Origin of the sequence: Celeribacter sp., from assembly GCF_048259695.1 — a bacterium.
GTDB lineage: Bacteria > Pseudomonadota > Alphaproteobacteria > Rhodobacterales > Rhodobacteraceae > Celeribacter.
In genome coordinates, this window is record NZ_JBLXHL010000001.1 from 490,045 (window position 1) to 508,033 (window position 17,989).

The following is a 17,989-nucleotide window of genomic DNA, read 5'->3' on the forward strand; positions in this document are numbered from 1 at the left end:
TTGGGAGACATCCATGTTTGAATTGGCAATTATCTGGGACTGGATCGCGTTTGCGGTGCGGTGGCTGCACGTCGTCACCGCAATGGCCTGGATCGGTGCATCGTTCTATTTCATCGCACTCGACCTCGGCCTGCGCCCGTCGAGCGATCGCCGCAAGGGTGTCTCGGGCGAAGAATGGCAGGTCCACGGCGGCGGGTTCTATTTTGTTCAAAAATACAACATCGCCCCCCCGCGCATGCCCGATGACGTCATCTGGTTCAAATGGGAAAGCTACACAACATGGCTGTCGGGCGCGGCCCTGTTGATGATCGTCTACTGGATGGGCGGCGAGTTGTTCCTGCTCGACCCGACCAAGGCCGACATCGCGCTGTGGCAAGGCATCCTGATCTCCGGCGGCTCTCTCACCATCGGGTGGATCATCTACGACTTTTTGTGCAAATCGAAACTGGGCGAGACACCGACACTGTTGATGTTGCTGCTGTTCGTCATGCTCGTTGTGATGTCATGGGGCTACAACCAGATCTTCACAGGCCGCGCCGCCCTGCTTCACCTTGGTGCGTTTACGGCGACGATCATGACGGCCAACGTGTTTTTCATCATCATGCCGAACCAACGCATCGTTGTGAAAGACCTCAAAGAGGGGCGGACCCCCGACGCCAAATACGGCAGGATCGCCAAACTGCGCTCCACCCATAACAACTACCTCACCCTACCCGTGATCTTCCTGATGCTCAGCAACCACTACCCGCTGGCCTTTGGCACCGACTTCGCGTGGATCATCGCCAGTCTCGTGTTCTTGACGGGCGTCACCATCCGTCACTATTTCAACACGCTGCACAAAACCGGCAAGGGGCCAAACTGGACATGGGCCGTCACCGTCATTTTGTTCATCATCATCGCATGGCTGTCGACCGCCTCGACCGGCGAAACCTATGAGGAGGCCGAGGCCCGCGACCTGACACCCTATGAGCAACAGTTCGCCTCCGCCGAGGGGTTCGAGGACGCCTATGACACCATCGTCGGCAACTGTTCGATGTGCCATGCCCGCGAGCCGTCATGGGACGGGTTGAGATGGGCGCCCAAGGGCGTCTTTCTGGAAACCGAAAGCGATGTTGCCCGCCACGCCGATCAGGTGCTTTTGCACGCGGGTCTCAGCCGCGCCATGCCGCCCCCCAATGCAATCGACATGGATGACGAGGCCCGCGACACCATCGTCGCATGGGTCCGCGCCGCCAAAGACAACTAAACCAACCGGCATTCAGACGGGCCAAAGTCGCCCGCACGGCGCACCCGACATGGCGTGACAGGTCACACCTCCCGCCGCGCCCACATCGGCAGGATCACCCCCCACGGCGTGTCCTGCGGCGCCCCGAACGGCTCAAACCCCAGTTTTTTGTAGACCGCAATCGCGCGCGCATTCTCAGGGTGCGGGTCGGTCGCAATCACGGGCGCACCTGCGTCAAACAGGGTTTTCATGCGGGCCGCGATGAACGCGGACCCATGCCCGATGCCGATCATCGCGGGGTCTGCAATATATTGGTCGATGCCCCGCGACCCCGTGGGCAGTGCGGCAAAATGATGATCGCCCCACCCATGCACCGTGTAGTCCTGCATGAATGCAAACGGGCGGCCCTGCGCCGAAACGATCCACCGCGACACACGCGGGTCGTTTAGTTTTTCCTGATCATAGGGCGCACCCGCGTCCCACCAGTCCCGCACATGCGGTTGGCAAAGCCACCCGCGCAGCAACCCGAGATCATCCAACGTCACAGGGCGGAAATCATATATGTCTGGCGTGGTCATACGCGCAGCTTAGCACACTGTCAGGCGCTTGGCATGGCATGCGCGGCGCGGCACACATTGCCCCTCGCCCGCTCTCGTATTGGCCCCGGTCACACCACGAGAACGGGGATTTGCGCGATGCTTGTCACTTTGTGGCTGACCGAGCCGAGCATATAGCCCTCGGCGGCCCCGACGCCACGCGACCCGATCACGATCAGGTCGCACCCTTTTTCCTTGGCAAACGACACGATCGTTCGTGCCGCAGGCCCGCCCTTGATAAAGGCCTGAACCTTTGACACCCCTAACGTCCGGACCAACGCCTTTGAATGCTCGCCCACTTCACGGGCCGCGGATTTCATCGCATCGTCAAGGTTCCCCGACTTTTCCCCGTTGCCGCGCACCATCGAGATGGACGCCTCAAGGATCGAGTGGTGGCGGTAGACCGTCAGGACGACCAGTTCGGCCTCCGTCAACTTGCACAGACCCGCAGCCTGTTCGAGCGCCGCATCCGCACCGTTAGAGCCGTCATGGGCCACGAGGATTTTCTTGAACATGGGCATGGCTCCTTACTTGCCAAAGGCGATATCACGCAAGAAAAGCGCAATCTGTGGAAAGAAGATCAACAGAACCGAGACCGACAAAAGCATGAAAATGAACGGCGGCGTGCCTTTGATAACCTCGGCATAGGGCCGTTTGAACACCGCAATCGCCGTGAAAATATCACATCCGAACGGCGGCGTGGCGCTGCCGATTGCAACCTGAAGCGTGATGATCGTCCCGACCAGAACCGGATCCAACCCGACGGATTGCACCACAGGCGCAAAGATCGGCACAAAGATCAGGATCACCACAATCGGATCCACAAACATACAGCCGACGAAAAAGGCGACCGAGATGGTGAACAGCACGCCATACGGCCCCATTTCGTTGATACCGATGCTGCCCAACACCTGCTGCGGGATTTGCGCAAAACTGATGACATAGGAAAACGCCGCCCCTGCCCCCACGAGGATAAAGACCACCGCCGTGATCAGCCCCGTCGATTTGGCCGTGGCATAGAGCTGCTTGGCGCTCATTTCCCGAAAGATGCCCATTTCGAGCAAAAGCGCATACAGCACACAGGCCGCCGCCGCCTCGGTCGGGGAAAAGATGCCGCCGTAGATACCGCCGACAATGATCACCGGAAAACCGAGCGGCCAAAGCGCGCGCTGAACGGCACGGCCACGCGCGGCCCATGTGGCCTTGGGTTCGGTCGGGACATTGTTGCGCACGGCGTAGATGTAGGAATAGATCGAGAACAACACGAGGATCAAAAGACCCGGCCCGATCCCCGCGATGAACAGTTCGGAAATCGAGGTGCCAGAAACCACACCGTAAATAATCATGCCGATGGACGGCGGGATCAGAAAGGCGATGTCGGAGGCATTGACGATGAGCGCCAGAACAAAACTGTCCTTGTACCCCGCCTTGATCATGCGCGGGCGCAGTGGTCCGCCGACAGCCACCACCGTGGCTTGTGTCGAGCCGGACACCGCACCGAACAACGTACAGGCCGTGGCGGTAGTGACCGCAAGCCCGCCCTTGATATGGCCGACAAAGGTCATCACCAGATCAATGAGCCGCGTGGCTGATTGCCCGCGCGTCATAATGTCGGCGGCAAAGATAAACATCGGCACGGCAATCAGACTTGCCGGTTGGATGCCACCAAGGATTTGCTGCACCATTGTATCAAGTTGCCCGAAGCCCTGAAACAGGGTGACAAACCCGATCAGCGACCCTGCGATCAGCGGGATCATCATCGGAAAGCCGAGCAGGAGAAGCACAATCATCGTGCCGAAAATTGCAAGTGTCATGGTCTAGACCTCCTCCGCATCATCGTTGGAATAGCCTTCCATGGTACTGGTCGACAGCCAGATATCCTTGTCGATACAGTTCTTGATCGCGGTGAGCGCGTACTGCAGCCCCGTCAGGAAAAAACCGAGCGGCGCCCAGACGATGATCCACCACACGGGAACCTGCAGCGCCGGCAAGAGGCGCCCACGCGATGCCTGTGCCATCACATAATCGACCGCATACCACGCCAACATAAACATCGTCGCCGAGGTCACCACGGCGATCACCACCATCAACGCCTTGCGCATCGGCGGGTTGAGCGCATCGAAAAAGGCCGACATGCGGATATGACGCCCATGGCGCGCGGCATAGGAAATCCCCGCAAAGGTGATCAACACGATCAACGCGCGATTGACCTCTTCGGAAAAGAACAGGCTTTGCCCGAACACAAACCGTCCGACCACATTGGCCATGGTGTTGAATGCCATCAACAACACACCAAGCGCCAGAAGCACCGCCTCGATCCGCGCAATTGCGCCGTCGATCACGCCGAGAAAGCCGGGCAGACCGGAGACATAACTGGAATCGTCGATATCTTCGTCAATGGGCGAGGCTGCCAGTGGAGCCAAGAGATCAGGATCCCCCGTCCGGGCGTCCTCATTGTCAGGTGTCACGAGATTGTCAGACGTCACGAGCTCATCCCTGTATTATCATTTTTGGGAAAACGGTCACGCCATGCGTAACGACGGCCCGACCCTTTCCGTATCAGCGACCGGAGCACAGATTATGCGCTCTGCGCTCCGGCGATGCGTTTCTTTATTGCGCCGCAGCCGCAGCCAGATCGGCCTTGAGTTGATCAAGAATGGCACCGGCCTGATCCCCACCGATCTCGAGGAACTCCGCCTCAACCGAATCCGCTGTCGCCTTGAACGGGGCGCGTTGCTCCTCGGTCAATGTGGTGATGGTCATGGACGGTTTGGCCGCCATCACCTTTTCCAGTGACGCCTCGGTCAGGCCCTCCTGATACTCGATGATATAGTCAAACGCCGCATCGATCGCGTTGTTGACCAGGGCCTGATCTTCCGCCGACAGACCATCAAAGAAATCTTTGTTCGCCATCACGGCGGTCGTGAAGTTGTTGTGACCCGTGCGGGTGATGTGGTCTGTCACCTCGTACATTTTGGTCGACTCGATGTAGAAACCCGGATTTTCCTGACCCTGAATGATGCCCGTTTGCAGCGCACCGTAGACCTCGCCCCACGGCAGCGGTGTCGGTGTGGCACCGAAGGCCTTGTAGCTTTCGACCAACAGCGGGTTGGTCATCACGCGGAACTTCACCTCGTCGAGATCGTCAGGCCCCGTGACCGGCTGCGTGGTGGTCATCATCACCTCGCCCTCGGGGAACATGGTCAAAAGCTCCAGACCCTGCTCGGCGTAAAGCGGCGGGAACATCTCGTTGATCGCCTTTGACTCCTCAAAGAACGTCGCCAGTGTCGCCGTGTCCTGTGGCAACAGATACGGAACAAAGAACACCTGTGCTTCGGGGATCAACGCGCCGGTAAAGCCCGGAGACTGATCGACGAATTGCAGGATCCCCGACTGGGTTTGCTCCATAATGCTGTCGGATTCACCGAGCGTTCCGAACGGGAAAAGCTGAATCTCGTGATCGGAATTGGCTTCGATCTCGGCCTTGAATTTCTGGGCGAATTTGCCCTGGACTTCGTCCATTGCCTCCTCGAACGCATAGCGCCACGTATCGGCCGAAACGCTTGCGGTCCCAAGCAGCAAGGCCATAGCACTGGAGGCGAAAATCTTTTGATATGTCATTGAACGTATCCTCTTTTGTCATGCCCGACACCGCCATCACACGGCGACAGCGGGCTTGTTTTTATGCCGCACAACTTTGCAATTGCGTGCGAACGCGGCTCACCCGAAACCTCTGGGGCTGAGCAATGCAAGTCAATGCTTATATTGAACCATGACAATTTGAGGCATGTAGAGACGCCCCGAACGGGGGCTTGGGGCTAAATTATAGGCACAACCTGAGCGAGAGTACGCAGCGCACGCTCCAGATCTCGCCGCCCTCCGGCCCCCAAACACACCCGCACCGCAGGGCGGTGATCCGTCACAGCAAAGCCCGATCCCGCCGCCACGGCGACACTTTGCTCCGACGCGCGGCTGATAAATGTGTCCTCATCCACCTGTGGCGGCAGGTGCAGCCAACGGTGCAGATTGTGCAGACCCCCCTCGCACTGCGGCCCCAGAATGGACTGCGCGAGGCGGTTGCGGGCGGCCAGTTCAATGCGGTGCACCGCCAAAACCCTGTCCGCCGTCCCGCTTTCGATCCAGTGGCGCGCAATTTCCGCAATCAGCGGCGTCACCATCCACGATGTCGACAAGTGGCGGTTGGTGACATGTTCGAACAGGCCCTCGGGCATCACCAGAAACCCGAGCCGCAGACCCGGCGAGAGGCATTTGGTCAGCCCTGTGAAATAGAACCCCTGTCGCGGGACAATGCTTGAAACCGGCGCGACCCGCCGCGCGGGCAAGGGACCGAGCGGGTCGCTTTCCAACACCGTCAAACCGGTCTCAAGCGCCACTTTCGCCAATGCATCGCGGCGCGTCCTGTCCATGACGCGCGGATTGGGACCGGCCCCTGCCGGCATGAGAAACACGGCTTTCATCTGACCCGCGGCCTCCTCGACCGCCGCCGCGAGTGCCTCGGGGATCATGCCGCGCTCATCACAGGCAATCCCTTGCAGTTGCAGGTTCAATAGCCGCGCCGCCTGCATCAGGGTGTGGGTTGTCAGGGCCTCGGTGGCAATGATGTCCCCGGGGACCAACGCCGAAGACAGCGCGACAAACATCGCGGGTGTCATCCCGTTGGTGATCAATACGCGGCGCGTTCCCACCACAAGCCCGCACCGTGCCAACCATCCCGTTGCCATGTCGGCATAGCGCTCGGCGATGATTTCGGGACGCAATTCGTAAGTGATGTCCGGCCCCAAATCGCCCGAAATGTCCGACAGGGTTTGCGCCCATGCCCGATCCACCTCCGGCAAGGCCACAGGCGTCATAATCGAGAGATCAAACCGCGGCAGCGTGGCGGCGGTGCTGTGCCACGGGGTCTCGAGGGTGTCGGGCTGCAAGGAGTTGACGAATGTCCCCCGCCCGACCTCACCGACCACAAGGTCGGCACGGATCAGCTCCTCATAGGCGCGGCTCACGGTTTGCACCGACACATCCAGTTCCCACGCCAGTTGGCGGTGCGTGGGCAGACGGTCGCCGGTACGCAAATTGCCCGCACTGATAGCCGCCGCAATCGCTTTGGCGAGACTGCGATAGGCAGGACGGGTGATATCGTCGGGGGTCAGGGGCCAATGTGACATGGTGCAACACCAAACCCCGCGCACACAGGTTTGTCCAGACCACGGCGCGGTCCGCCCCATGGGGACATCATTTGATCATACGCGCGAAACTGAGCGAAATATGCCCGCGCCGCATATGCCCCACCGCATCGAGATCGCCAAGCTTGAGCGCCTCGAGAATATCGTGCGCCTCGCGGGCATAGACCGCAATCTCCTGCATCAGGTCGATCTTTGAGGCCGTCACCTGCTGCAGCCAGATCCGCGCGGTGCGAAAATACAGCCGCTTCGACAGGGTGCGCAGCGGCGCATTGGCGGTCAATTCCAGCAAGGTCAGGAACATATCGCGGTCGAGCGTCGAAAACGCCGTGGCGGAGGGGGCGGTCTCGAGCGCCTGTGCGCGGGCCAAAAGCGCCTCGACACGCGCGATATAGGCCGCATCGGGCGCCACCACATCGAGCGAGGTCTGCAACAGCACAAGCTCCTTGCGCAACCGGTAGACCTGCGCCAGTTCCTCCATCTCGATATCCGTGACAATCGTGCCGACCCCATGCACGGAGCGCACAAGCCCCTCATCCTCAAGACGCGCCAGAACGCGGCGCAGGGGCGTGCGCGAAATCCCGAACTCCTCGGCCAGTTCCACCTCGGACAATTTCATTCCGGGGGGATAGTCCAACAGGCAAATCCGGCTGCGGATATCATCGTGGATCTTGTCGAACCGGTCGCGTGCCGTCAGGGGGCCGTCGTTTGTGCTCATCACCGTATCGTCATCCACCATAGACCTCTCCCAACCGCTCCAACATCGCCATCGACTGACGCAACTGCTCGAGTGCGATATACTCATCGGGCTTGTGGGCCTGATCAATCGAGCCCGGACCACAAATCACTGTAGCCATGCCGATCTGTTGAAACAATCCCGCCTCTGTGCCGAACGGAACAACCCCCGCCCTGTTTGCCCCCGTCAGGCGAAACACAAGATCACGGGCGGCATTGTCATCCATCGGTTCAAGCCCCGCCACCTCGCCGATCACCTGTGTTGAAATTCCGGCCTGTTGCGCCACCGCCCGCATGTCCGGCAACAGATCATCGGCCACATAACGGGCCATCTCACCCAGAACAAAGGCCTGATCCGCCGCGCCCACGGGCCGCATTTCCCACTCCAACACCGCCTTGCCCGCAATCACATTATGGGCATAACCACCACTCAACCCGCCGACGTTGATCGTTGTATAGGGCGGCTCAAACCGCGATCCGTCAGGACACCGCGCGATCAGGGCGCGGCGCAACTCCAACAGCCGGTTGATATACCGCGCCGCATACTCCACCGCATTCACGCCCTTTTCCGGCGTCGATCCATGCCCCTCCGCGCCCGTGAACGTCACCGTGTATTCGCAACACCCCTTGTGGCCCTCGACCACCCGCATTTCGGTCGGCTCGCCAATCAGCACCATGGCGGGGCGCACCTCGCGTCCGCGCAACACCTCGACCAGATCACGCGCACCGAGGCATCCGACCTCCTCGTCATGGGTAAAGGCAAAATGGACCGGACGGGTCGCGGCCGCCCGTTCGAGCACATCGACCTTGGCCAGACAGGTGGCAATGAACCCTTTCATATCGCAGGTCCCGCGCCCGTAAAGCCGCCCGTCACGCTCCACCATCGCAAACGGATCGCTGCTCCACGGTTGATCCTTGACCGGCACCACATCCGTATGACCCGACAGGACCAACCCGCCCGGGCGCTCCGGCCCGAGGGTCGCGAACAGATTGGCCTTTTGCCCGCTGTGATCCGACAACACCTCAACCCGCGCCCCCGCCGCCTCCAACCGTTCGGCAATATAGCTGATCGCGCCCAGATTGCTCTGTGAGGACACGGTCGGAAAGGCAATCAAATCCCCCAGAATAGCGCGGCACCGCGCAAGACCGGACATGATCAGTCCTTCACAAACAGCTTGCGCGGCACATTGCACAGCGGTTCCGCCGCACCGTCCTCGCGGATCAAAATGGTCTCTGTGGTCTCCATGCCCCACCCGTCCATCCAAAGTCCCGGCATGAAATGGAACGTCATCCCCGGTTCCAGAACCGTCTCGTCAAACGCCCGCAGCGACACCGTGTGCTCGCCCCAATCGGGCGGATACGACAGACCCACCGCATAGCCGCAGCGGTTCGGGCGCTCGATCCCGACCTTGAGCAATTCGGCATCCAGCGCACGGGCGATATCACAGGCGCGATTGCCCGCACGGGCGGCCTCGATCCCCGCGTTCAACCCTTCGGTCAGGGCCTCGGCGGCGTCCCTCATATAGCGCGGCGGCTTGCCGAAAAAGATCGTCCGGCACAGCGGCGCGTGGTAGCGGCGATAACAGCCCGATTGCTCCAGAAAGGTCGCCTCGCCGCGTTTGAGCGCCTCACCGTTCCACGTCAGATGCGGCGCGGAGGCATCCGCACCCGAGGGCAACAGCGGCACGATCGCGGGGTAATCCCCCCAACTGTCGGCCTCGCCCTGTACCGCGGTTTTGAACAATTCGCCCACCAGATCATGCTTGCGCATTCCCGGCTCCGCCAGTTCCACGGCGCGCTCGATGACAAGCTCCGAAATCCGCGCGGCCCGCCGCATAAAGCCGAGTTCCTCGGGGGATTTGATCAGACGGTTCCAGTTCACCAAAGAGGAGGCATCGACCAGTTCGGCGGCCGGCAGCCCCTCCACCAGAACGGCAAAGGCCCGCGCGGTGAAGTAATAGGTCTCCATCTCGATCCCGATCCGCTTGTCACCATAGCCCATGATCCGCAGATGCGAGGCGAGGTCTTCCATCGGGTGGATATCGGTCGCCTGAATATAGCGGTCGGCGTAGTGGAAAATCCTGTCATCCTCCATCCAGACCGTGCGCTTTGCCCCGTTGGCGTCCTGCATCCGGCCCCACCAGATCGGATCATCCTCCAACGTCAGGATCACCCCCTGATGCACATAAAAGGACCACCCGTCATACCCCGTCAACCAGTTCTGGTTGGACGGGTTGGTCACGAACAAAACATCAATGCCCGCCTGAACCATCGCATCGCGGGTCAACCGGATGCGTCTGTCGTATTCGGCACTGGAAAACGTGGCGACTTCTCTGGGCATGTTGGCCTCCCATCTTGTGTACAACTTTTGCTTTTCTATATTTAAACCCGCAAAATAAGTGCCTATTACGCCACTATTTTCGGCATTATCCTTGACAGGAGGGTGATTCACCCGCCTGTTGTGTACATCATCTGGAACGCAGACCCCTATCGGGTCAATCAAAATCAACAGGAGCGCCCTGTGAAATCGCTTTCGGTCCATCCACCCGCGATGTCCGTGACCTCTCGCCCCGCCCCCGTGCAGACCCTGGCGCACGCCATGAGGCCGTGATGTTGGCACTCGGTGACATCCTCGCGGCGGCCCGCACGATAGACGGCATTGCGTCGGATACCCCGCTTGTCCCGTCCATGCTTTCGAACCGCCTTGGCGGGGCGCTCTGGCTCAAACTCGAAACCTGTCAACCGATGGGCGCCTTTAAATTGCGCGGCGCGGTCCATGCCGTGGCCAACCTGCCGCACGGCACCGCGGGCGTCATCTGTTGCTCGACCGGCAACCACGGACGCGCTCTTGCCTTTGCCGCCGCCGCCCGCAAACTGCGCGCGGTGGTGTGCATGTCGCAACTGGTGCCGCACAACAAGGTGGAGGGCATCCGCGCCCTGGGCGCAGAGGTCCATATCCATGGCCGCTCGCAAGACGATGCACAGACCGGGGCCACACGCCTGTCGCACACGGACGACCTCGTGGACATTCCACCCTTTGACGATCCGCATGTGATCGCGGGGCAAGGCACGATTGCGCTCGAAATGCTCGCCGCCCACCCCGACCTTGATACACTGCTGATCCCGCTGTCCGGCGGCGGGCTTGCGGCGGGCATGGCGGTGGCCGCGCGGGCGATCCGCCCCGACATCCGCCTCATCGGCATCTCGATGGAACGCGGCGCGGCGATGGCCGCCTCCATTGACGCGGGCCGCCCCGTGCAGGTCGAGGAGCACCCCTCGCTGGCCGACAGTCTCGGGGGCGGCATCGGGCTCGGGAACCGGTACTCCTTTGCGCTGTGCCGCGACCTGCTTGATGATGTGGTGCGTGTCACCGAGGCGGAAATCTACGCCGCGATGCAGGCTCTCTACCATAAAGACCGCATGGTGGCCGAGGGCGCATCGGTCGTTGCCATCGCCGCGCTCATGGCGGGTAAAATCGCGCCAAGCCCGCAGATGGGGACGGTCCTGACGGGCCGCAACGTCGACATGGCGCAGTTCACCCGCGTCATCACCGGACAGGACGTCACTCTGGGCGGTCACACCATAAAAGGACAGGACAAAGGGCTGACATATGGCTGATATCCGCATCCTCACCGAAACCGAACTGCGCCGCTGTGTCACGCTCGACCTGCCCCTCGTCGACGTCATCGAAAACGGTTTTCGCGCCCTGGCCGATGGCGGCGTTGTGATGCCGCCCGTGTTGTCGATGGCGATCGAGGCGCATAACGGCGAGGTGGATGTGAAAACCGCCTATGTGCCGGGATTTGACCGCTTTGCCCTCAAAATATCGCCCGGGTTCTTTGACAATCCCGCGCGGGGCCTGCCCTCGCTCAACGGGATGATGATCCTGCTCAGTGCCAAGACAGGTCTGGTGGAGGCCGTGTTCCTCGACAACGGCTATCTCACCGCCCTGCGCACGGCCGCTGCGGGCGCGGTCGCCGCGCGCCACCTTGCCCCCGAGGTCGAGACCGCTGGCGTGATCGGCACGGGCGCACAGGCACGGCTGCAAATGCAAGCGGCCCATCTGGTGCGCCCCTTTGCCCGCTGTCTGGTTTGGGGGCGGGATGCCCGCAAAGCCCGCGCCTGTGCCGACGACATCGCAAAGGCGACAGGTGCAGGCGTCGAGGTGCGCACCGACATCGCCACCCTCGTGGCGCAAAGCCAACTCGTCGTGACCACGACCCCCGCCACCACGCCACTCATCACCGCCGACATGCTCCACGACGGGCTGCACATCACCGCGATGGGGTCGGATCAGGCGGGCAAAACCGAGATCACCCCCGAGACGCTCGACGCCGCCACGCTTTATGTCTGTGACCGCGTGAGCCAATGCGCGACCATGGGCGAGCTACGCGCCGCCCGCGCACAAGGCCGCATGACCGCGCCCCCGCCGGAGCTCGGCCGGATCATCACCGGACGCACCACCGGACGTACCGCTGCCCACCAGATCACGATCTGTGACCTCACCGGCACAGGCGTTCAGGACACGGCTATTGCCAATCACGTTGCCGCGCAATCGGGGGATGCAGGCACGGTCATTTCAACGTAAAGCTGTCCCATGATCAAACTCGACGCCCGCGATTTCGACATTCTGCGCGTTCTGGCCCGCGAAGGCCGGATCTCCAAAGCTGCACTGGCCGGGAAAATCGGCCTGTCGCCCACCCCCGCATGGGAGCGGCTGAAAAAGCTTGAAAACGCCGGATTGATCGACGGCTACCGTGCCGAGATCAACCTGCGCAAACTGGGGCCGACCGTCACCGTCTTTGTCGCCGCCGAACTGGCCGACCACACACAGGCCTCGTTCCAGACCTTCGAGGCCTCGTTACAGACGCATGAGGAAATCATTGCCTGTTGGGCCTTGGGCGGCGGCTTTGATTACCTGTTACAGATCGTCACCCGCGACATCGACGCCTATCAGCGCCTCATTGATACGCTACTGGACGCCCGCATCGGCATCGCGCGGTATTTCACCTACATTGTCACCAAACAGGTCAAAGGGGGCGGCCCGCCGCCCTTGGGTCTGTTCATGGACAACGACACATAACCCAAACCGCACAACAGTCCGAATGGACTGCGCCGCAGCGAAATCCGGCCACTTTCTCCGCTCACGGCCGACGATTTGGTCTCCCCTTCTTTTTGCCCCTGCCACACTGGCACGCAAAGGAGGCCCGACATGCTCGATACAGCCATTTCTGCCCGAACCGACATCAAAGACAAACGCCTGTTGCGTGGATTTGCCTATGTGAACGGCAAATGGACCTCAAGCGAGACAGGCGACAGCTTTGCCGTCACCGATCCGGCCACGGGGGCGCATCTGGGCGATGTGGCGGCCCTGACACCGGCGCAGGCCACACAGGCCGTGGATTGCGCCCATGCCGCGTTTTCGGTCTGGGCACATCTGTTACCACAGGAACGCGCCGCCGCCCTGCGCCGTTGGCACAGATTGATCATCAGCGCGAAAGAGGACCTTGCGCGGATCATGGTCTATGAGCAGGGCAAGCCCCTGTCCGAGGCGCGTGGCGAGATCGACTATGCCGCCTCTTTCGTCGACTTTTATGCCGAAGAGGCCCGCCGCCCGAATATCGAAGGCGTGACCTCCCATCTGCCCGATGCGGAAATGGAGCTTTGGTACGAACCGATGGGCGTCGTCGCACTGATCACGCCGTGGAATTTTCCAACGGCCATGCTCACACGCAAAGCGGCTGCGGCTTTGGCGGCGGGCTGTACCGTTGTGGCCCATCCCTCCGGAGAAACCCCCTACTCGGCGCTTGCACTGGCGGAACTGGCCGAACGTGCGGGCATCCCCGCGGGTGTGTTCAACGTCCTGACAGGAAACGCGCCCACCCTTGTGAAACCGTGGACCGAAGACCCCCGCGTGCGGGCGCTGTCCTTTACCGGCTCGACCGAGGTCGGGCGGCTGCTGTACCGCCAATGTGCCGGCACCGTGAAAAAGCTTGTGCTCGAACTGGGCGGCCATGCGCCGGTGATCGTGTTCAAGGGCGCCGACCTCGACCGCGCGGTGGAGGAAGTGATCAAGGCCAAATTCGCCACCTCGGGTCAGGATTGTCTCGGCGCGAACCGCATCTATGTCGAACGCCCGATCTATGAGGCGTTTTGCGAGCGGTTTATCAAGGCGACCAAGGCGCTGCGCCTCGGGGTTGGCATCGACAATCCCGACATCGGCCCGCTGATGAATGCCGCCGCGATTGCCAAGCAGGAGGCGCATGTTGCGGACGCTGTGGCCAAGGGCGCGACCCTGGCCTGTGGCGGGGCGGTCTCCGGCCTCGGGCCGCTGTTTTATGAACCGACTGTGCTCACCGATGTGCCGGACGATGCGGCGATCATGCACGAGGAAACCTTTGGCCCCGTTGCGCCGATCACGCCGTTCGACACCGAAGACGAGGTCGTGGCCCGCGCCAACGATAGCGAATACGGGCTGATCGCCTATGTCCACTCCCACGATCCGCGCCGCATCTACCGCCTGTCACGGGCGCTGCAATACGGCATGGTCGCGGTGAACCGCACACAGGTCACCGGCGCTCCGATCCCCTTTGGCGGGGTCAAGCAATCGGGTCTGGGCCGCGAGGGCGCGAGCCGGGGCATGCAGGAATTCATGGATGTGAAATACATCTGCCGCGACTGGGCCTGAGGCCCGACAGCGCGCGATGCCCGACAAATAGCCGACACGTAGCAGACACAAAGCCGACAAGGAAAATAGCATATGTTGACGAACGACAAACTCTCTCAATGGGACCGCGAAAACTTCTTTCACCCGTCCACCCATCTCGCCCAACACGCGCGGGGCGAGACCCCGAGCCGCGTGATCAAAACCGCGCATGGCGTGCATATTGTGGACCGTGACGGCACCGAATTGCTGGATGCGTTTGCGGGGCTGTACTGTGTCAATGTCGGCTACGGACGTCAGGAAATTGCCGAGGCCATCGCCGATCAGGCCCGCGAACTGGCCTATTACCATTCCTATGTCGGCCACGGCACTGAGGCCTCGATCACACTGGCGAAAATGGTGTTGGACCGCGCGCCCGATCACATGTCAAAGGTCTATTTCGGCCAATCAGGGTCAGACGCCAACGAGACCAATGTCAAACTAATCTGGTATTATAACAACATCTTGGGTCGCCCCGAGAAGAAGAAGATCATCTCGCGCCATCGCGGCTATCACGGCTCTGGCCTGATGACCGGATCGCTCACGGGACTGGAGGCATTTCAAAAGAAATTCGACCTGCCGCTCGATCGCGTCCTCCATACCGAGGCGCCCTATTATTTCCGCCGCGACGACCTTGATCTGTCCGAGGCGGATTTTGTCGCCGATTGCGCGGCGAAGCTTGAAGCCCTGATCGAGGCCGAAGGCGCGGACACCATCGCCGCCTTTATCGGCGAGCCTGTGTTGGGCACAGGCGGCATCGTGCCGCCCCCCGCAGGCTATTGGGAGGCAATCCAGAACATCCTGAATAAACACGACATTTTACTGGTGGCCGACGAGGTTGTCACCGGTTTCGGGCGCTTGGGGTCGATGTTTGGCTCCGACCACTACGGCATGAAACCCGACCTCATCACCATCGCCAAAGGCCTCACCTCCGCCTATGCACCGCTATCGGGGTCGATCGTATCGGACAAGATGTGGAAGGTGCTTGAGCAAGGCACGGACGAGAACGGCCCCATCGGTCACGGGTGGACCTATTCCGCCCACCCGATTGGTGCGGCGGCGGGGGTTGCCAACCTCAAAATGCTGGATGATCTGGCCCTGATCGACAACGCGGGCCACGTCGGGGCATACCTCAATACCGCCATGACCGAGGCCTTGGGCGACCACGCACACGTCGGCGACATTCGCGGCGAGGGCATGTTATGCGCCGTCGAGTTTGTCAAAGACCGCGACAGCCGCACGTTCTTTGACCCCGATGACAAGATCGGCTACGCACTCGCCGCCGCCCTTTTGTCCAACGGGGTAATCGGACGCGCCATGCCACAAGGCGACATCCTCGGCTTTGCTCCGCCATTCTGCTTGACCACACAAGACGCCGACACCGTGGTTGAGGCCACAGTCAGGGCGGTAAAATCGGTCCTCGGTTAAAGGACCTATTGCCAATCCCTCACGATCAAAGGGGGATTGGCACACCATCAGGATTGCGGATGATCCGTTGTCGGTGATCGGGGGCAGTTCCCCGAGGCCGCGAACGGGGGCGCATGTTGTTGGGCTGTCAGGGACCGCAGGGCACGACGCAATGCGAGGGGGCCTGCCCGCCATATGGTTCGGGTCGCGGGGACCAGACCTTGCGACAAACGGCTGTTGCTGCGGGTGCCTGTTTTGACAATCCCGAAGCATTGCTTGTGGTCATCCCCAAGCCTGCCTCTAACGATCTTCCAAAGGGCCAATTTGAAAGCAAACTGGCCCTGTTGCTGCGATGCTTCATGCAAAGCAACAATCGCCCTTTGGTTTCTGAATTAAGAACAATAACTTAAAGGGGATTGTGGCGGAGACGAAGGGATTCGAACCCTCGAGACGGTTTCCCGCCTACTCCCTTAGCAGGGGAGCGCCTTCGACCACTCGGCCACGTCTCCGTCGACCCGTTTAATGGCCTCACCTGTGGGTGACAAGTTGAAAAACCACCCCGAGGACGTTTTACTTGCGATTAGCGCCGCACGCAGGTTTGGGAACGCTGCGTCAAGGAGGGGCGGGCGCGCATTCGGCCTTCCCAATTGTGTTGCGCTACGGTTGTGTAGCCGTAACACATAAGGGGGCGACATGACCGATCCGACATCCGCATTCGAGATCATGAAATCCGCGCACAGGAGCGCACCGGCTCTCGGGGCCGATGGGCGCATCGCGCAACTGGACGCGCTTGAGGCGGCCCTGCTTGCCCATGAGGCCGAATTGATCGCCGCCATGAGTGCTGATTTTTCCCACCGCTCGGCGCAAGAGTGCCGGACCTTTGACATCGCCACGTCGCTGTCCGACATTCGCACCAACCGCAAACATCTCAAACGGTGGATGCGGGTCCGGCGGGTGAAAACGCCACTACAATTCAAACCCGCAAAGTGTGAAATCCGCCCACAACCGCTCGGCGTTGTCGGCATCATTGCCCCGTGGAATTTCCCCGTCTACCTCGCCCTTGCGCCGATGGCGGCGGCACTGGCGGCGGGCAACCGCGTGATGATCAAACCCTCGGAATTGACACCGCGCACTTCGGACGTGTTGGCACGTCTGATTGCCACAGCATTCCCGCCGGACGTGGCCACGGTGATCACGGGAGGGGCGGATGTGGCGGCGGCATTTTCCGCCCTGCCCTTTGACCACTTGCTGTTCACGGGGTCGACCGCCGTGGGGCGCAAGGTGGCGCAGGCAGCGGCGGGCAATCTGACACCTGTGACGCTCGAACTGGGGGGGAAATCGCCCGTTGTGCTCATGCCCTCGGCAGACATGGATCGCGCGGCGCGACGCATTGCATGGGGCAAGACCGCCAACGCGGGACAGGTCTGTGTCGGACCGGATTACGTTTTGGTCCCGCGCAAAAAGATGGAAACAACCGCCGATGCAATCCTCGGGGCGTTGATGCGCCTGTATCCCGAAGGTGCGGCGAGCGGTGATTACTCCGCGATCATCTCCGGGCGGCATCTGGCACGGTTGCACGCCATGCGCGACGAGGCCAAGGCACGCGGGGCGCAAATCCTGTCGAATGAACCAACCGAACCTGTCGCAGGATCGCGAAAATTCGCACCGGTTGTGGTGTTGGATCCGCCACTTGATACCGCGATGATGCGCGAGGAAATCTTTGGCCCGATCCTGCCGCTCATTCCCTACGACACCCCCGAACAAGCACTCGCCTTTGTCGCCGAACGCGATCACCCTTTGGCGCTTTATGTGTTTGCCGACGACAAGGATGAACAGGACCTTTGGCTCAACGGATCGATCTCGGGCGGGGTGACGGTCAACGACACCGTAATCCACGTCAGTGTCGACACACTGCCCTTTGGCGGGGTCGGCGCATCGGGCATGGGCGCCTATCACGGACAGACGGGATTCGAGACATTTTCCCACATGAAACCCGTGATGCGACAGGCGAAATGGAACGGGATGTTCGTCACCGAGCCGCCATTCAAAGGGTGGAAAATCCGCCTCCTGAACGCCATGCAAACACGCATGTAACGCAAAAGGCCGCCCCCGATGGAGCGGCCTT

Annotated in this window: 16 protein-coding genes and 1 tRNA gene; 7 read left to right on the top strand and 10 right to left on the bottom strand. The window is 61.1% G+C overall.

Annotation, left to right across the window (positions count from 1 at the left end):
- Positions 1-13: 13 nt before the first annotated feature.
- On the top strand, positions 14-1,246 hold the full coding sequence (locus tag ACN0Q0_RS02350; RefSeq protein ID WP_417241743.1) for a urate hydroxylase PuuD: 1,233 nt from the start codon (positions 14-16) through the stop codon (positions 1,244-1,246).
- Between the two features lie 62 nt (positions 1,247-1,308).
- On the opposite strand, the gene ACN0Q0_RS02355 is transcribed toward ACN0Q0_RS02350, so the two are convergent.
- The 9 genes from ACN0Q0_RS02355 to ACN0Q0_RS02395 all read right to left on the bottom strand — a co-directional run bounded on the left by ACN0Q0_RS02355 (position 1,309) and on the right by ACN0Q0_RS02395 (position 10,095).
- The gene (locus ACN0Q0_RS02355; protein WP_417241744.1) at positions 1,309-1,803 is read right to left on the bottom strand and encodes a GNAT family N-acetyltransferase; all 495 of its coding nucleotides are present in this window, start codon (positions 1,801-1,803) and stop codon (positions 1,309-1,311) included.
- An 89-nt stretch (positions 1,804-1,892) separates the two neighbouring features.
- Positions 1,893-2,336 (bottom strand): universal stress protein, encoded by a 444-nt coding sequence (locus ACN0Q0_RS02360; protein WP_417241745.1) that lies wholly within the window; start codon positions 2,334-2,336, stop codon positions 1,893-1,895.
- Between the two features lie 12 nt (positions 2,337-2,348).
- Positions 2,349-3,635, bottom strand: a complete 1,287-nt coding sequence (locus ACN0Q0_RS02365; protein WP_417241746.1) for a TRAP transporter large permease — start codon at positions 3,633-3,635, stop codon at positions 2,349-2,351.
- Between the two features lie 3 nt (positions 3,636-3,638).
- The gene (locus ACN0Q0_RS02370) at positions 3,639-4,235 is read right to left on the bottom strand and encodes a TRAP transporter small permease (RefSeq protein ID WP_417241970.1); all 597 of its coding nucleotides are present in this window, start codon (positions 4,233-4,235) and stop codon (positions 3,639-3,641) included.
- Positions 4,236-4,431: 196 nt separating this feature from the next.
- On the bottom strand, positions 4,432-5,409 hold the full coding sequence (dctP, locus tag ACN0Q0_RS02375; protein ID WP_417241971.1) for a TRAP transporter substrate-binding protein DctP: 978 nt from the start codon (positions 5,407-5,409) through the stop codon (positions 4,432-4,434).
- Between the two features lie 230 nt (positions 5,410-5,639).
- Positions 5,640-7,004 (bottom strand): PLP-dependent aminotransferase family protein, encoded by a 1,365-nt coding sequence (locus tag ACN0Q0_RS02380; protein WP_417241747.1) that lies wholly within the window; start codon positions 7,002-7,004, stop codon positions 5,640-5,642.
- A 67-nt stretch (positions 7,005-7,071) separates the two neighbouring features.
- A complete protein-coding gene (locus ACN0Q0_RS02385; RefSeq protein ID WP_417241748.1) occupies positions 7,072-7,758 on the bottom strand; it encodes a GntR family transcriptional regulator in 687 nt (228 codons plus the stop codon).
- Positions 7,748-8,908 carry an acetylornithine deacetylase gene (gene argE, locus ACN0Q0_RS02390; protein WP_417241749.1) on the bottom strand — a complete coding sequence of 387 codons (1,161 nt, stop codon included), beginning with the start codon at positions 8,906-8,908 and terminating at the stop codon, positions 7,748-7,750. Before argE ends, ACN0Q0_RS02385 begins: the two co-directional genes overlap by 11 nt.
- Positions 8,909-8,910: 2 nt before the next feature.
- Positions 8,911-10,095, bottom strand: a complete 1,185-nt coding sequence (locus ACN0Q0_RS02395; protein WP_417241750.1) for a M24 family metallopeptidase — start codon at positions 10,093-10,095, stop codon at positions 8,911-8,913.
- Positions 10,096-10,364: 269 nt separating this feature from the next.
- Between ACN0Q0_RS02395 and eutB the strand changes: the two genes are divergently transcribed.
- The 5 genes from eutB to ACN0Q0_RS02420 all read left to right on the top strand — a co-directional run bounded on the left by eutB (position 10,365) and on the right by ACN0Q0_RS02420 (position 15,885).
- Entirely contained in the window at positions 10,365-11,372 is a 1,008-nt protein-coding gene (gene eutB, locus ACN0Q0_RS02400) for a hydroxyectoine utilization dehydratase EutB (protein ID WP_417241751.1), read from the top strand.
- Positions 11,365-12,342, top strand: a complete 978-nt coding sequence (locus ACN0Q0_RS02405) for a cyclodeaminase (protein WP_417241752.1) — start codon at positions 11,365-11,367, stop codon at positions 12,340-12,342. The genes eutB and ACN0Q0_RS02405 overlap by 8 nt, the downstream gene beginning before the upstream one ends.
- A gap of 12 nt (positions 12,343-12,354) precedes the next feature.
- Positions 12,355-12,837, top strand: a complete 483-nt coding sequence (locus ACN0Q0_RS02410; RefSeq protein WP_417241972.1) for an Lrp/AsnC family transcriptional regulator — start codon at positions 12,355-12,357, stop codon at positions 12,835-12,837.
- A 129-nt stretch (positions 12,838-12,966) separates the two neighbouring features.
- Positions 12,967-14,442, top strand: a complete 1,476-nt coding sequence (locus tag ACN0Q0_RS02415) for an NAD-dependent succinate-semialdehyde dehydrogenase (protein ID WP_417241753.1) — start codon at positions 12,967-12,969, stop codon at positions 14,440-14,442.
- Positions 14,443-14,514: 72 nt separating this feature from the next.
- Positions 14,515-15,885, top strand: coding sequence for an aspartate aminotransferase family protein (locus ACN0Q0_RS02420; RefSeq protein ID WP_417241754.1), 1,371 nt, complete (start codon positions 14,515-14,517; stop codon positions 15,883-15,885).
- Between the two features lie 398 nt (positions 15,886-16,283).
- Here the strand turns inward: ACN0Q0_RS02420 and ACN0Q0_RS02425 are convergent.
- Positions 16,284-16,373: transfer RNA gene (locus ACN0Q0_RS02425), tRNA-Ser, on the bottom strand.
- Positions 16,374-16,557: 184 nt separating this feature from the next.
- Between ACN0Q0_RS02425 and ACN0Q0_RS02430 the strand changes: the two genes are divergently transcribed.
- On the top strand, positions 16,558-17,958 hold the full coding sequence (locus ACN0Q0_RS02430) for a coniferyl aldehyde dehydrogenase (protein WP_417241755.1): 1,401 nt from the start codon (positions 16,558-16,560) through the stop codon (positions 17,956-17,958).
- Positions 17,959-17,989 lie beyond the last annotated feature (31 nt).

Bases quoted from the DNA above. Each gene is read 5' to 3' on its own strand.
- ACN0Q0_RS02350 (WP_417241743.1), top strand. From the start codon at position 14: ATGTTTGAATTGGCAATTATCTGGGACTGGATCGCGTTTGCGGTGCGG.
- ACN0Q0_RS02355 (WP_417241744.1), bottom strand. From the start codon at position 1,803: ATGACCACGCCAGACATATATGATTTCCGCCCTGTGACGTTGGATGAT.
- ACN0Q0_RS02360 (WP_417241745.1), bottom strand. From the start codon at position 2,336: ATGTTCAAGAAAATCCTCGTGGCCCATGACGGCTCTAACGGTGCGGAT.
- ACN0Q0_RS02365 (WP_417241746.1), bottom strand. From the start codon at position 3,635: ATGACACTTGCAATTTTCGGCACGATGATTGTGCTTCTCCTGCTCGGC.
- dctP (WP_417241971.1), bottom strand. From the start codon at position 5,409: ATGGCCTTGCTGCTTGGGACCGCAAGCGTTTCGGCCGATACGTGGCGC.
- ACN0Q0_RS02380 (WP_417241747.1), bottom strand. From the start codon at position 7,004: ATGTCACATTGGCCCCTGACCCCCGACGATATCACCCGTCCTGCCTAT.
- ACN0Q0_RS02385 (WP_417241748.1), bottom strand. From the start codon at position 7,758: ATGGTGGATGACGATACGGTGATGAGCACAAACGACGGCCCCCTGACG.
- argE (WP_417241749.1), bottom strand. From the start codon at position 8,908: ATGTCCGGTCTTGCGCGGTGCCGCGCTATTCTGGGGGATTTGATTGCC.
- ACN0Q0_RS02395 (WP_417241750.1), bottom strand. From the start codon at position 10,095: ATGCCCAGAGAAGTCGCCACGTTTTCCAGTGCCGAATACGACAGACGC.
- eutB (WP_417241751.1), top strand. From the start codon at position 10,365: ATGTTGGCACTCGGTGACATCCTCGCGGCGGCCCGCACGATAGACGGC.
- ACN0Q0_RS02405 (WP_417241752.1), top strand. From the start codon at position 11,365: ATGGCTGATATCCGCATCCTCACCGAAACCGAACTGCGCCGCTGTGTC.
- ACN0Q0_RS02415 (WP_417241753.1), top strand. From the start codon at position 12,967: ATGCTCGATACAGCCATTTCTGCCCGAACCGACATCAAAGACAAACGC.
- ACN0Q0_RS02420 (WP_417241754.1), top strand. From the start codon at position 14,515: ATGTTGACGAACGACAAACTCTCTCAATGGGACCGCGAAAACTTCTTT.
- ACN0Q0_RS02430 (WP_417241755.1), top strand. From the start codon at position 16,558: ATGACCGATCCGACATCCGCATTCGAGATCATGAAATCCGCGCACAGG.